General features: G+C 69.7%; 12 protein-coding genes. 3 read left to right on the plus strand and 9 right to left on the minus strand.

From position 1 onward, the window contains the following. The 3 genes from A5709_RS12035 to hrcA form a co-directional block, all read right to left on the minus strand. On the minus strand, nt 1–574 hold a 574-nt coding region (locus A5709_RS12035), incomplete at its 3' end, for a 16S rRNA (uracil(1498)-N(3))-methyltransferase (protein ID WP_067946786.1). 26 nt (nt 575–600) lie between these two features. Next, a complete protein-coding gene (dnaJ, locus tag A5709_RS12040; protein WP_068011850.1) occupies nt 601–1,749 on the minus strand; it encodes a molecular chaperone DnaJ in 1,149 nt (382 codons plus the stop codon). A gap of 67 nt (nt 1,750–1,816) precedes the next feature. Next, entirely contained in the window at nt 1,817–2,848 is a 1,032-nt protein-coding gene (hrcA, locus tag A5709_RS12045; RefSeq protein ID WP_067203209.1) for a heat-inducible transcriptional repressor HrcA, read from the minus strand. A 213-nt stretch (nt 2,849–3,061) separates the two neighbouring features. Between hrcA and A5709_RS12050 the strand changes: the two genes are divergently transcribed. The 3 genes from A5709_RS12050 to A5709_RS12060 all read left to right on the plus strand — a co-directional run bounded on the left by A5709_RS12050 (nt 3,062) and on the right by A5709_RS12060 (nt 4,921). After that, on the plus strand, nt 3,062–3,376 hold the full coding sequence (locus A5709_RS12050) for a type II toxin-antitoxin system VapB family antitoxin (RefSeq protein ID WP_068120045.1): 315 nt from the start codon (nt 3,062–3,064) through the stop codon (nt 3,374–3,376). 79 nt (nt 3,377–3,455) lie between these two features. Continuing rightward, nucleotides 3,456–4,049 (plus strand): carboxymuconolactone decarboxylase family protein, encoded by a 594-nt coding sequence (locus A5709_RS12055; protein WP_067946779.1) that lies wholly within the window; start codon nt 3,456–3,458, stop codon nt 4,047–4,049. Then, nucleotides 4,046–4,921 carry a sigma-70 family RNA polymerase sigma factor gene (locus tag A5709_RS12060; RefSeq protein ID WP_068120047.1) on the plus strand — a complete coding sequence of 292 codons (876 nt, stop codon included), beginning with the start codon at nt 4,046–4,048 and terminating at the stop codon, nt 4,919–4,921. The genes A5709_RS12055 and A5709_RS12060 overlap by 4 nt, the downstream gene beginning before the upstream one ends. On the opposite strand, the gene A5709_RS12065 is transcribed toward A5709_RS12060, so the two are convergent. The 6 genes from A5709_RS12065 to A5709_RS12090 form a co-directional block, all read right to left on the minus strand. Beyond that, nucleotides 4,915–5,418 carry a hypothetical protein gene (locus tag A5709_RS12065; RefSeq protein WP_068120051.1) on the minus strand — a complete coding sequence of 168 codons (504 nt, stop codon included), beginning with the start codon at nt 5,416–5,418 and terminating at the stop codon, nt 4,915–4,917. The two genes, A5709_RS12060 and A5709_RS12065, sit on opposite strands and share 7 nt — an antisense overlap. Nucleotides 5,419–5,593: 175 nt before the next feature. After that, nucleotides 5,594–6,100 carry a hypothetical protein gene (locus tag A5709_RS12070; protein WP_369827316.1) on the minus strand — a complete coding sequence of 169 codons (507 nt, stop codon included), beginning with the start codon at nt 6,098–6,100 and terminating at the stop codon, nt 5,594–5,596. A gap of 187 nt (nt 6,101–6,287) precedes the next feature. Further along, nucleotides 6,288–6,506, minus strand: a complete 219-nt coding sequence (locus A5709_RS12075) for an MbtH family protein (protein ID WP_068011852.1) — start codon at nt 6,504–6,506, stop codon at nt 6,288–6,290. Continuing rightward, on the minus strand, nt 6,484–7,779 hold the full coding sequence (mbtG, locus tag A5709_RS12080) for an NADPH-dependent L-lysine N(6)-monooxygenase MbtG (RefSeq protein ID WP_067946774.1): 1,296 nt from the start codon (nt 7,777–7,779) through the stop codon (nt 6,484–6,486). The genes A5709_RS12075 and mbtG overlap by 23 nt, the downstream gene beginning before the upstream one ends. Beyond that, a complete protein-coding gene (locus A5709_RS12085) occupies nt 7,776–12,179 on the minus strand; it encodes a non-ribosomal peptide synthetase (RefSeq protein ID WP_068120055.1) in 4,404 nt (1,467 codons plus the stop codon). The genes mbtG and A5709_RS12085 overlap by 4 nt, the downstream gene beginning before the upstream one ends. Beyond that, the coding region (locus A5709_RS12090; protein ID WP_156768027.1) for a non-ribosomal peptide synthetase at nt 12,176–13,608 on the minus strand (1,433 nt) is incomplete at its 5' end. The genes A5709_RS12085 and A5709_RS12090, both read right to left, overlap by 4 nt.

Below are 13,608 nucleotides of genomic sequence, written 5' to 3' on the forward strand. Positions count from 1 at the left end.
TCGCGCGGGCGATATCGAGTTTGGTCAGCGGGTCGGTGGCCGACTCGTGCAGGGCCAGCGCCACGGCTCCGGCGGCCACGTCGTCGCGGATCCGCTGGGCCAGTCCCGCGGTGGACAGCACGCCCTCGACGGGCGGGATGTGCGCCCGTCGGGATTGCCGGGCCGCCGAACGGGCGACGGCGCGCCACCGGCGCAGGCCCTTGTCCACGCGGGCACCCTGCCAACTGGCCACGCACCGGGCCGCCTGCCAGGCGACGAAGGCGTCCGCCCCGGCTTCGGTGGCCAATTCGATGGCCAGCTCCGAGCGGTCCGACTTCGGCAGCGCCTGCACCACGGTGACCGGCGGTTGCCCCGCCGCGACGCTCCAGCGCTTCAGTACCCGGGCGCTCAACCCGTCGCGGCCGGCGTGCTCGACCTCGCAGTGCGCCAGGCCGCCGGAGCCGTCGCCGAGGACCAAGTGTTCGCCGGGTCGGATCCGCCGCACGGTGGCGGCGTGAAACCCCTCGTCGCCCTCAAGGACGGCCAGCGAGCCGGTATCGGGCAGCGCGTCGACGTAGAAGAGGGTCGCGACCATGTGCGCGCCTTTTTTCCAGATCGCAGCTAGCGGCCGGTGAAGGTTTCGCGCAGCCGGCTGAACAGGCCGCCGCCGGCGTGCGTCGAGCGGACCTCGGGCACGTCGCGGCTGCGCCTGGTCTTGAGCTCGCGCAGCAGCTCGGTGTCGTGGTGGTCCAGCCGGCTGGGCACCACCACCTCGACGTGGACGTGCAGATCGCCCCGGGTGCCCGACCGCAGGTGCGGCATCCCGTGGCCGCGCAGCGTGATGACCGAATTCGGTTGCGTGCCAGGCGGAATGGTGACCTCGCTGATGCCGTCCAGAATGGCGTCGATGGTGATCGTGGCGCCCAGCGCCGCGTCGACCATGGGCACCGACACCGTGCAGTGCAGGTCGTCACCCTCGCGCACGAAGACGTCGTGGGCCTGCTCATGGACCTCGACGTACAGGTCGCCGGCCGGACCTCCCCCGGGCCCGACCTCGCCCTGGGCGGCCAGCCGCACCCGCATGCCGTCGCCGACCCCGGCGGGGATTTTCACGCTGATCTCTCGGCGGGCCCGCACCCGGCCGTCGCCCATGCACTGGTGGCAGGGATCGGGGATGACGACACCGACGCCGCGGCAGGTGGGGCATGGCCGCGAGGTCATCACCTGACCCAGCAGCGAGCGCTGCACCGTCTGGACCTCGCCGCGGCCGCCGCACGTGTCGCACGGGACCGGCACCGAGTCGCCGTTGGTGCCCTTGCCCTGGCAGCGGTCGCACAGCACCGCGGTGTCGACGGTGACCTGCTTGGTCACGCCGGTCGCGCACTCTTCGAGGTCGAGCCGCATGCGCAGCAGCGAGTCCGAGCCCGGCCGCACCCGGCCGATCGGACCGCGGGAGGTCGCGCCACCGCTGAAGCCGCCGCCGAAGAAGGCTTCGAACACGTCGCCGAGGCCCCCGAAGCCGCCGCCGAAGCCACCGCCCGCGGCGGCGGCGCCCTCCATCGGATCGCCACCGAGGTCGACGATGCGGCGCTTCTCAGGGTCGCTCAGCACCTCGTAGGCGACGCTGATCTCCTTGAACTTCGCCTGCGCGGCCTCGTCCGGGTTGACATCGGGATGCAGCTCACGGGCCAACTTGCGGTACGCGCGCTTGATCTCCGCGTCGCTGGCGTTTCTGCCCACCCCGAGCAGCCCGTAATAGTCGCGTGCCACGCCTGACTCTCCTAAACCTGGTCCTTGTCCCGCGCCCACAAAGCTTGAGCGTCCAGCGGGTGCGCGTTCATCGAGCACCCAGGACTTCGCCGATATAAAGGGCAACCGCGGCGACGCTGGCGATAGTTCCCGGATAGTCCATCCGGGTGGGCCCCAGCACACCCATTCCGCCGAACACGGTGTCGGAGGTGCCGTAGGCGGTGGTCACCATCGAGGTGCCCGCCATTTGCTCGGCGGCCGTCTCATGGCCGATACGCACCGTCACCTTACCGGCTTCCTGCTGGGCCGCCAGCAACCGCAGCACCACCACCTGCTCCTCGAGCGCCTCCAGGATTGAGCGCAGCGAGCCGCCGAAATCGGCGGCGTTGCGCGTCAGGTTGGCGGTGCCGCCCATCAGCAAGCGTTCTTCGGTGTGTTCCACCAACGACTCCAGCAACACCGTCGCCGAGCGGCCGACGGCGTCGCCCAGGCCGTCGGGGGCGCGCAGCTGTCCGGCCAGGTCCGCGACGGCGATCGACGCCGCCGAGAGCTTCTTGCCCACCAACGCCTGGCCGAGCATCTCCCGGAGCTGGGACAGCTGGTGATCGTCGATGACATCGCCCAGTTCGACGATCCGCTGGTCCACGCGACCGGTGTCGGTGATGACCACCATCAGCAGGCGGGCCGGGGTCAGTGCGATCACTTCCAGATGACGCACGGTGGACGACGTCAGCGTCGGGTACTGCACCACGGCCACCTGACGGGTGAGCTGGGCCAGTAGGCGCACCGCCCGGCGCAGCACGTCGTCGAGGTCGACACCGGACTCCAGGAAGCTCAGGATCGCGCTGCGCTCGGCCGAGGAGAGCGGCTTGACGTCGTGCAGCCGGTCGACGAACTCCCGGTAGCCCTTCTCCGTGGGCACCCGTCCGGAGCTGGTGTGCGGCTGGGTGATGTAGCCCTCGGCCTCGAGCACCGCCATGTCGTTGCGGACGGTCGCGGACGAGACGCCCAAGTTGTGACGCTCCACCAGGCTCTTGGAACCGATGGGTTCCTTGGTGGCAACGAAATCGGCGACGATGGCACGCAGCACCTCGAAGCGACGATCGTCGGCACTTCCCACTCGTTGTCACCTCCCTGCGCCGCGCTGACCCGGGTTCATTTTACGGGTCGCAAGCCGTGCTAACCGTTACAGCGGCCGGTTGCCGCGGCGGGGGCGGCGGCACTCGGCGCCGGCAGGCGGAATTGCGGTGGCCTCGAGGCTGTAGGCACGTCTTCCGGTTAGCCTGTCCAGCATGAACCGGTCGCGGCACAGGCCGTCGGGAAAGATCCGGCGATGATCTTCAAGGGCGTGCGCGAGGGCAAGCCGTATCCGGAGCACGGGCTGTCCTACCGCGACTGGGCCCAGATTCCGCCGCAGCAGATCCGCCTCGACGAACTGGTCACGACGACCACGGTGCTGACGCTGGACCGCCTGCTGTCGGAGGACTCCACCTTCTACGGCGACCTCTTCCCGCACGCCGTGCGGTGGAAGGGCGTCACCTATCTCGAGGACGGCCTGCACCGCGCGGTCCGGGCGGCGCTGCGGAACCGCACCGTGCTGCACGCCCGGGTGTTCGACATGGACCGGGCCCCGGGGCCGCCCAACTAGGGCGGTCACATTTGCGCCGCGCCGGGTGTCGACTTAGTGAGGACGTTGGTTCACACCGCAACTTGCTAGGAGGATCGCCATGTCCCGGTTGCCAGGGGTCTCAGACCGCGACGCCGGCCTGGGCGCCAAGATCGCCTTCTTCTTCACCAAGCGCAAACTCGCGCAGATGACCGGCCTGGAAACGGCCGGGATGCTGGAACCGCTGCGAATGTATGCGCACATTCCCCGGCTGCTCAACGCCTACGGCAAGCTCGAGCAGGCCGAGTCGAAACTGGACATCCTCAGCCCCCGGCACCGCGCGCTCGCCGAGCTCAAGTCGGCGACGACGGTGCGCTGCGAATACTGCATCGACCTCGGTTCACAGATCGCCCGCCAGTGGGGCATCACCGACGAGGAACTGCTTGCCCTCGCGGACTATCGCAACGCTTCGTGCTTCTCCGCGGTCGACAAGCTGATCCTCGAGTACGCGACCGCGATCAGCCGGACGCCCGTGGAGGTGAGCGATGAGCTTTTCGATGCGCTGCGCACGCATTTCGACACCGCCCAACTCGTCGGCCTCACCCACGTGATCACGCTGGGCAATCTGCGCGCCCGCTTCAACCTGGCGCTTGGGATCGGCTCGTCGGGCTTCTCCGGCAACCGGGTCTGCGCCCTGCCCGAAGCACGTACGTGACCGTCGATGCGTCGGTGACGGCCCGTTTCGAGGCGGCGAGGCCGCAGCTGGGCGCCATCGCCTACCGCATGCTGGGCTCGATCGACGACGCCCAGGACGCTGTGCAGGAAGCGTGGCTCCGGCTGAGCGGCCGGGCCGCCGAAGGCGCTGACGAAATAGCCAACCTGGACGCCTGGCTCACCACGGTGGTGGCCCGCATCTGTTTGAACATGCTCCGCGACCGCCGGACGCGCGGCCTGAGCGTGGCCGTGCCGGACCCGATCGTGGAAGCCGACGGCGAATTCGACCCCGAACACCGCGCGATGCTGGCCGACGCGGTCGGACTGGCGTTGTTCGTGGTGCTGGATACCTTGCCGCCGGAGCAGCGCCTGGCATTCGTGCTGCACGACGCCTTCGCCGTGCCGTTCGACCAGATCGCACCCATCGTCGGCCGGACGCCGGAGGCCACCCGCAAGCTGGCCAGCCGGGCACGCCGGCGCATCGAAGAGGCCGATCCGGACCCCGACGGCGACGCGGCCGCCCATCGGGAGGCCGTCGACGCCTTCTTTGCGGCGGGCCGCAGCGGCGATTTCGACCGGCTGGTGGCCGTGCTGCACCCGGACGTGGTGCTGCGCGGCGACTTCGGCCACGGCACCCCCGGCTTCCGCGCCGAGGGTGCCGCCGCCGTGGCACGGTTGGCCCGCGGCTATGCGGGTCCGGACCGCGAGGTGCGAGCCGCGACCGTCAACGGCGCCCCCGGCGCGGTCATCTTCGTCTCCGGGCGGGCGGCGGCCATCATGGGATTCGTGGTGCGCGGCGGCCTGGTGGTCTCAATCGACGTGCTGGCCGACCCCGCACGCGTCGCCAAATGCGCGCGGGGCGCAGATCACTGACCGGCGGCCTGCAGCAACTCCATCGCCGACGCCCGCGACAACACCCAGCCGCCCTGGTTGACGAACGTGATGTTCTGGGTGACCGGCGACGTCAGCTTCGGACCGGAGACCGCGACGTCAGCGGTGGCCGAACCGGCCGCGGCCGGCTGAATGTTGGTGACATTGAACGACAGGGGCAGGTCGCCGTTCTTGGCCGCCTTCTGCAGCTTCTTGTCGGCGACGTGCGCCTCGATACCGCTGATGCCGCCTTGCACCAGGTTGCTCTTGCTGGAGAAGGAGATGCTCGGGTCGGCCAGGCTGTTCAGCACGCCGGTCAGCTGGTCGGCGGTCGGGACGTCGGCGGCCGCGACCGGAGCCGGGTCCTGCGGCAGAGGCGCGCCGACCGCGGCCAGCTGCACCTGATCCACTGGCGCCGCGACCGAGGCCAGGCCCGCGGCCGCACCCCCGATGGCGGCGAAGGCTGCCACGCTGGTGGCGAGCAACTTAACGGTTTTCATGGTTCCCCCTTCGACGGGCACGAAATTCGACGGATCCACACATCTGGCGTGGTGTCAGCGCGCCTGCTACTCCTGTTGTTTCGCGACTCGGCACGGCTACGTTACGACCAGGCCATATGAAGAGAACATGCACAACCTGTGCGCAGGCTGTGTGGCCGCCCAGAATTCTAGCCGCCTAGTTCGTCGCCGTCGCCGCCTGGATCAGCGCGATGGCGGCGTCGTGCTGCAGGACCCAGTTCCCGCCCTGGTTGACGAAAACCAGGTGCTTTTCCACCGGCCCGGCGAACTTCGGACCCGAGATGGCCACGTCGGCCTGGGCCATGTTCGGGCCGGCGGGCGCAATGTTGGTCACGGCGAACGTCTCGGGGAAGTTTCCGTTGCGGTAGGCCTTGCGCAGATCGTGATCGGCGACGTGCCCCTCGTTCGGGCTGATGCCGTTTTCGACCAGATTGTTCTTGGTCGTGTATGAAACGCCCGGATCGGTCGCCTGGTTGCACAGGCTGGACAACTGATCGGCGGTCGGCAGAGCTCCCGGGGCCGGCGGCGGCGGGGGCGGATCCTGCGGTAACGGCGCACCGACCGCGGCCAGCTGCACCTGATCCATCGGTGCTGCGACGAATGCGCCACCGGCGGCTCCCCCTACGACGGCGAACGCCGCCACGCCGGTGGCAAGAGTTGACATGGTTTTCACGGTCTTCACGGTTCCCCCTTCGATACGCACGAACCGTGGCGGGATCTCAGCGATCTTGTCCCCCAGCAGGTTCCGCGCCACCACGGATTGGTTGGTGTAAGTGTGCCTTGTGTGACCGGCGATTGTGTCTCGGGCCGGTCACGTTACGGCGACGCTACGGTGGCGGCGCCGCCGCGCGTTATGAGCGACGCTCGATCGATTCCTGAAGGCTCTTCGGCCGGATGTCGGTCCAGTTTTGTTCGACATACTCGAGGCACTCCGCGCGGCTTGCTTCGCCGAACACCACGCGCCAGCCCGCCGGGGTGTCGGCGAAGCTTGGCCACAGGCTGTGCTGGTCCTCGCTATTGACGAGCACGAAGAATGTGCCGTTCTCGTCATCGAAGGGGTTGATGCTCATCGCGTCTCCTTGTCGTGTGCTTGGACGGGCCCACTAAGCCCCCACTGGTTCCCAATACCCGGTCAGACAACAATCCCAGGCAGCTGAGGTTCGGAAATCCGGGGCCCTGGGTCAACCCGGACAGATTGGGCAGGAACAGCTTCGGCGTGACGTCCGCGACCGCCAGGTCGTAGCCGATCGCCTCCTGCAGGCTGTCGGCGGTCAGCGGCCCGCCGAGGCCGAGCTCCAGCAGGTCGAGCACGTCCTGGCCGAACAACGACGTGAACCACAGCGGGTCGGCGCCGGACCCGTCGATGACCAGGTCGAAACCGTGCACTGTCTCGAGGTTCTCGCTGCCCCGGTTGGTGGACAGGGTCAACCGGATCTGACCGTCCCGGCCCACCGCATGGGCCACCCGGCCCCGCAGGTGGCGGATCCGGTCGTCGGCCAGCAGCGCCTCCTGCACGTTCGCCGAGAACACCCCGCGGTCGGTGCGCGCCAGCGCGTCGCGGCGCTCGGCCAGCGTCAGCGCGCTCCAGTCGGTCGGGTCGGAGAAAAGCGAGTTCTCGAAGAAGCTTTCCCCACGGGTGAACAGCGTCACCTGCGGTGAAATGACGGTGATGGTCGAAACCCGGTGCCGGAACAACTCATTGAGCATCGACGCGGCCGTCTCGCCACCCCCGATCACCGCCACCCGCTCGGCGCTGATCCGGTCGTGGCCCGCGGCGCGATCCCAGAACTGGGCGATCGACAGCATGCGCGGATTGCCAGGCAGCAGTGACTTCTCGGCCTGCCCCGGCCCGGTGATCATCAACGCGTCGGCGTGCACGGTGGCCTCGTGGGTATGCAGCGTCCACTGGTCGCCGCTGACGGCCAACCGTTCGACCTCACCGTGCACCACGTCGAGTCCGGTCTGCTCGGCCACCCAACCCAGGTATTGGCTCCACTTGCGATGCGTCGGCGCCGGTCGGCCGCGGTCGATCCATTCGGCGAAGGACGCCGTGGCGATCAGATAGGACTGCCAGCTGTAGCGGGTCATCCGCTCGTCGAGTTCGGCGTTGCGGCGGGGCACCAGCGCGGAGCGATACGGGAACCCCACGTCCTTCTCCGGGCTGGTGCCCAACCGGTGCGCCCCGTCGGTCCAACCGCCGCTGGCCTGCCAGTTGGCCGCGACGCCGATGCGTTCGACCGCGACCACCTCGGGAGCATCGATACCCATCTCGCGCAGCACGGACGCCTTGGCCCCGACGGCAACCGCCTTGGCTCCCGCGCCCACGATCGCCAGCGTGCTCATGTCACCACCTCCCGCAGCGATTCAAGCCAAAGATGTTGCAGCGCCGCCACATCGGTGTCAGTCAGGATGTCCGGCAGCGTGCGCCACTGCGCGGCCAGCACGCGCTGTCCGTCGAACGTGAGCATGGCGGCCACGATGGTGAGCTCGTGGCGAACCGCCAGCTCTGGCTCGGGCTGCGGCGAGACCCCGGCGAGGAGCTCACGCTCGAGCGTCAGCAGCCGGGTCCCGCCTGCGGCGTGGGCGGCACCGAGGTAGTTCAGCAACAGTTGCGGGCCGGGCAACGGGGCGAGGCGTTCGGCAGTGTCGGCACGCAGATAGCGCAGCAACCCGTAATCCAGCCCGTCGCCCGGGATCGTCGCCATCAGCTCCCCCACGTCTCGCGGGTCGGCCGACGCCACCCGCACCGGGTAGATGGAACTCAGCAGTCCGACGGTGTCGCCGGTGTCGATGGTGTGCGCGCCCGGCCCCTCGACGAGACCGTCGGCGCGACCGTGTGTTTCGAGCGCCAGCAGGGGCGGCGGCGTGGCCTGATTGCGCGACCGCCGCCACCGCGTCACCGTCGCCGCGGTGGCGGCGACCAGCAGGTGCGGCAACGGTACGCCCGAATCCAGCAGCCGGCGCGTGGTGTCCGCGTCGGCTGCGATCATGCGGACGTCCAGATCGCGGGCCCGGTCACGGCACGGATCGACCCGCCGGGCACCGAGTTCGGGATCGTCGCCGTCGGCCTGGGCGGCCCAGAATTCCACGGTGTCCAGCCGGTGGGCGCGCTCGATGAGCGCGCCGGCCCAGCGCCGGTAGCTGGTGTGCTCCCGGACCGGGGCCGGCGAGTGACCGGTGGCCAAAGCCTGTAAGGCGGCGTCCAATTCACCGAGAACCACTCGCCACGACGCGGGATCCATCGCCAACACGTGGACGGCCAGCAGCAGGACGCTGTGTCCGGTCGGGGGGCGAAGCCACACCGCGGCCAGCAGCGCCCCGCGCTCCGGGTCGAGGCGGTCGACGGCCCGTGCGACGTGATCGGGGACCGCGGCGTGCAGATCGGCGGCCACCGCTACTTCGATGAGAGGGGTGTCGGTGACCTGGGTCGGGACCAGGGTCATGGTCGCGCGGTCCAGGCGAGCGCGCAGCACGTCGTGCCCGGCCAGGATGCCGGCCAGCGCGGCGTCCAATTGCCGGCGGGTGACGTGGTCGGGCAGCCGGATGGCCTCGGTCTGCGCCAGCCGGCGCGGCTCCCCGTATTCGTAAAGCCAGCGGCCGTTGGGCAGCACTGGCATGGGCTCGCCGCCGTCATTGTCGGCATCGCTTGTGGTGGAGATGGTTTCGGAATCGATCGCTTCGGCAAGCTCGCGGACGTTCGCGCACTCGAGGATGAGCCGGGCGCGCAGGGCGATCCCCCGCGCTCGCGCCGCCTGAACCACCGACAGGGCCATGATGCTGTCCAGGCCCAGCTGCAGGAAATCCGCGGTGACGTCGATTCGCGGCTGATGCAACAGTTCGGAGAGCAGTTCCGCCAGTGCGGCTTCCGTGGCTGTTTCGGGTTCGGCTCCGGAAACCGCGTCGGCGGTGTCGAAGGCGCTCAGCGCGGCCTCGTCCAGCTTGCCGTTGACGGTCAGCGGGATTTCGTCGACCGGGACGATGCGCTGCGGGATCATGTAGCGCGGCAGCCGGGAGCCGAGCATGCCGCGCAGTTCGGCCGTCGACGGCGGCGGCGCTTCGGAAATCACCACGTAAGCGGTCAGCCGCGCTCCGGCCTTCGAGCGGCTCACCAGCACTCCGGCGCGCTGGACGGCGGGGTGCGATTCGAGCGCAGCGGCGATCTCGCCGGGCTCGACGCGGTAGCCGCGGATCTTCACCTGCGCGTCGGCGCGGCCCACGTACTGCAGCGAGCCGTCGGAACCGCGCCGCACCAAATCGCCGGTGCGGTACATGCGTTCGCCGGTCGCGAACGGGTCGGCGACGAATCGCCGGCCGGTTTCCGCCGCGCGGCCGAGATATCCGCGCGCCAGCTGGGCGCCGGCCAGATAGAGCTCGCCGGTGGCTCCGAACGGCACCGGACGCAGCGCGGAGTCCAGCACGTAGCCACGGGTGTGCAGGGTCGGCCGCCCGATCGACGGCTCATCGTGCTCCGCGATGGCGGCCACCACCGCCTCCACCGTGGTTTCGGTCGGGCCGTAGCAGTTGAAGGCCGTCATTCCGGTGCGTGCGCACTCCGCGCGGATGAGGGTCCAGGCGGGCTTACCGAGCGCTTCCCCGCCCAGCGCCAGCACCGCCAGCGGAACCGTCGTCAGCAAACCACACGCCGCGAGTTGGGCAAACATCGACGGAGTAGTGTCGATCATGTCGATGCCGTGTTCGGCGATGGCCGCGACCATCGCCTCGGCGTCGGCCTGGGTGGGCTCGTCCACGACGTGCACACCGTGGCCGTCGAGCAGAGCGATCAACGGCTGCCAGGCGGCATCGAACGCGAACGACCACGCGTGCGCGATGCGCAGCGGCCCGCCCAGCCGGGCGGCCGCCGGTCGCAACACGTTGTCCAGGTGGTCGTCCGCGTAGGCGGCCACCGCCGCGTGAGTTCCGATGACGCCCTTGGGTTCTCCGGTCGTGCCTGACGTGAAGACGACATACGCGGCCTGGCCGGGCACCACCTCGGCCGGGCGGAACTCCGTGGCGGGAGGTTCGCCCGCGACGAGCGACACCTCGTCGAGCAGGATCGAGGCATTGGATTGACGCAGGATCGATTCCACCCGTTCCGGGGGCGTCCCCGGCTCCATCGGCACGCACATGCCGCCGGCCTTGAGCACCGCGAGCATCGCGACGATGTACTGCGGCCCCCTGGAAAGCCGGATGGCCACCGGGGTTTCGGGCCGCACCCCGCGGTCCGCGAGCCGGGCGGCCAGGCCGTCGGCCAGCGCGTCCAGTTCCCGGTAGCTGAGTTGGCCGCCCGCCCAGCTGACCGCGAGGTTGTCGGGTGCCCCGCAGGCGACCTCGGCGAATCGGGTGTGGATGCCGACCGCAGGCCGGGGGGTCACGCCCGCGGGGCGCGGGGGGACCGCCTCGTCGTCGAAGAGGACGCTGACCTCGCGCAGCGGGAGCTCCCAGTCCCGCAGCAGCCGCTCGGCGGTAGCGATCACCCGCCGGGCCAAGGTGGCCGCCGGGATGGCGCCGAGCGCCCCGTCGACCACTTCGACCAGCACCACCAGTTCGCCGCCCGCCACGTGGGCCGCAACGGTGACCGGGAAGTGCGACAAGGTCTGCAGGGCGGACGGCCGGAAAGTTGCGCCGCCGGCGGTTAATTCGGTGCCCGCGGCCAGCCCGTCCAAGGGGAAGTTCTCGTAGACCAGCAGGGTGTCGAACATTTCGCCGACGCCGCCGAGCGCCCGCAGTTGGGCGTGTCCGATGTGGCTGTGCTCGCGCAGCAGTGCGGCGTTGCGCTGCACCGCGCGGCATTGCTCGCCCACCCTCGCGGCGGGGTCGAGCCGCACCCGCAACGGAACGGTGTTGATGAACAGCCCGATCATGGTCTCCACGCCGGCGAGTTCGGGCGGCCTGCCGGACACCGTGACGCCGAAAACCACGTCCTGGGTGTCGGTCAGCCGGGACAACACCAGCGCCCACGCCATTTGCAGCAGGGTGTTGACGGTGATGCCACGGGCTCGGGTCTCCTCGACCAATCGCGCGGTGGCTTCGGCCGGCATCCGCAGTTCTGTGGTGCGCGGCAGCCCGGTCCGCCGGCCATCCGCCGATCCCAACGCGGCCGACAGCAGGGTGGGTCCGGGAAGGCCCGCCAGGTGCCGGCGCCAGACCTGCCGGCTGGCTTCGGGATCTCGACTGGCCAACCAGCCGATGTAGTCGCGGTAGGGCCGCGGGCCGGCGGGCAAGGCCGAGAGATCGCCACCGGCCCGGTACAGGATCATCATCTCGTTGACGAACACCGGCAACGACCAGCCGTCGATCACGATGTGATGGGCGGTGAGCACCAAACGCCATCGTGCGCCAGGCAATTCGACGAGCAGAAAGCGGATGGCCGGACCGTGTTCGAGATCGAACGGCCGGCGGCGTTCGCCAGCCTCCAGCGCCTGCACATCCTCGGGTGCGGCGGTGACGGTGCGCCATGGCAGATCTACCCGGGACGGGACGATCTGCACCGGCCGCGCGATACCCCGGCTGAAGAAGCTGGCCCGCAGGTTGGGGTGCCGCACCAACATCTTTGCCGCGCAATCACGTAACAGCGCGACATCTAGAGCGCCGGAGATGTCGGCGGCCATGCCGATCACGTACGGGTCGTCGGCCTCGCCGTCGGTGAATTCGGTGAGCGTGGTCAGCGAGTACAAGCCCTCCTGCAGGGGGCTCAGCGCCATCACGTCCTCGATGTCGGGCGCGACATCTTTGGTGGCCGTCATGGCGCGCCGTCCCGCGACGACGACCAAAGCTGCGTCACGGCGGCGAGATCCTCGGCCGACAGCCCGGAGGCGCTCATGGGCTCGAACCGGGCATCGGCGGGCTCGGTGTCGTTGCGCTCCAACGCATCCAGGGCGGCGGCCAGCTGTTGCACCGTCGGGTTCTCGAAGATCATCCGCGGGTTGACCGCCAGGCCGGCGGCCCGAGCCCGCGCGGCCAGCTGCACCGACAGGATGCTGTCGCCGCCCAGGGCGAAGAAGTCGTCAAAGCGGCCCACCTCGGGCGTCGAGAGCAGTTCGGCGAACATCTTTGCCAGCGCCCGTTCTGTGTCGGTGCGCGATGGTTCAACCTGTCCGCTGGTGCTGACCGCCGGTGGCGGCAGCCCGGGCCGGTTCAGCTTGCCCGAATCGGTTTTGGGAAGCGCGTCGAGAACGGTCAACGACGAGGGCATCATGTAGCCGGGCAGCGTCGTTCCGAGCGCGGCCCGGACCTGTGACGCGAACGCGGCCTTATCGGTGTCATCGTCGATCGGCTGCTGTGGCACAACGTATCCGGCCAGCGAGGTGCCGCCGTGCACCTCCCAGGTGCGGGCCGCCGCGGCGGCGACACCGTCGACTTCCGCCAGCGCCGCCTCGACCTCGGCCAACTCGACCCGGAAGCCGCGCACCTGCACCTGGTGGTCGGAGCGCCCGACGAATTCCAATCGCCCGTCCGCGGTCCAGCGGGCAAGGTCGCCGCTGCGGTACAGACGCGAACCGGGTTCGGGGGCATAGGGATTGGCCACGAACCGGGTGGCGGTCAGTCCGGGCCGCTTCCAGTAGCCCCGGGCCAGTTGGTCGCCGGCGTAGTACAGCTCGCCGACCACCCCGACGGACACCGGTCGCAGGGCCGCGTCGAGCAGGTAGGCGTCCGACCCCGGGACCGGTTTGCCCACCAGCGGATTCGGCAGCTCCAGTCGACCGCGGGACACCGCACCGGAGGTCTCGGTGGAACCGATGTTGTTCAACAGTTCGGTGCCCGCGCCGGCGCACACCGACACCAGCCGCTGCAGCAGCGCGGTGCTCACCGGTTCTCCGCCGCACACCAGCCGGGACAGGGCTCGCACCGCGTCGGGCCTGCTGTCGACCAGGGCGGAGACCAGGCTGGGCACCGCGGTCACCTGGGTCACCGCATGCCGGATCATCAACTCCCCGAGCGCTTCCGGGTCGCGGTGCTCGGCATCGTCGGCGAGGATCATGGTCGACCCGGCTGCGAGGCCGGCCAGCATTTCCATGCCACCCTCGAGAAACGTGATCGAGGCCTGCGCCAGCCGAATGTCGTGGGTTCTCGGCGGGTAGTGCCGTAGCTGCCAGTCCAGCCGGGCCGCCATGGAACGATGGGTGCCCAGGGCGCCTTTCGGCTTGCCGGTTGATCCGGACGTGAAGACCAGAA

It is taken from the genome of Mycobacterium sp. E1386, from assembly GCF_001672745.1.
Taxonomy (GTDB): Bacteria; Actinomycetota; Actinomycetes; order Mycobacteriales; family Mycobacteriaceae; genus Mycobacterium.

Excerpts from the sequence above, each read along its gene's own strand:
- A5709_RS12050 (WP_068120045.1), top strand. The coding sequence starts at position 3,062 with ATGATCTTCAAGGGCGTGCGCGAGGGCAAGCCGTATCCGGAGCACGGG.
- A5709_RS12055 (WP_067946779.1), top strand. The coding sequence starts at position 3,456 with ATGTCCCGGTTGCCAGGGGTCTCAGACCGCGACGCCGGCCTGGGCGCC.
- A5709_RS12065 (WP_068120051.1), bottom strand. The coding sequence starts at position 5,418 with ATGAAAACCGTTAAGTTGCTCGCCACCAGCGTGGCAGCCTTCGCCGCC.
- A5709_RS12070 (WP_369827316.1), bottom strand. The coding sequence starts at position 6,100 with ATGTCAACTCTTGCCACCGGCGTGGCGGCGTTCGCCGTCGTAGGGGGA.
- A5709_RS12075 (WP_068011852.1), bottom strand. The coding sequence starts at position 6,506 with ATGAGCATCAACCCCTTCGATGACGAGAACGGCACATTCTTCGTGCTC.
- mbtG (WP_067946774.1), bottom strand. The coding sequence starts at position 7,779 with ATGAGCACGCTGGCGATCGTGGGCGCGGGAGCCAAGGCGGTTGCCGTC.
- A5709_RS12085 (WP_068120055.1), bottom strand. The coding sequence starts at position 12,179 with ATGACGGCCACCAAAGATGTCGCGCCCGACATCGAGGACGTGATGGCG.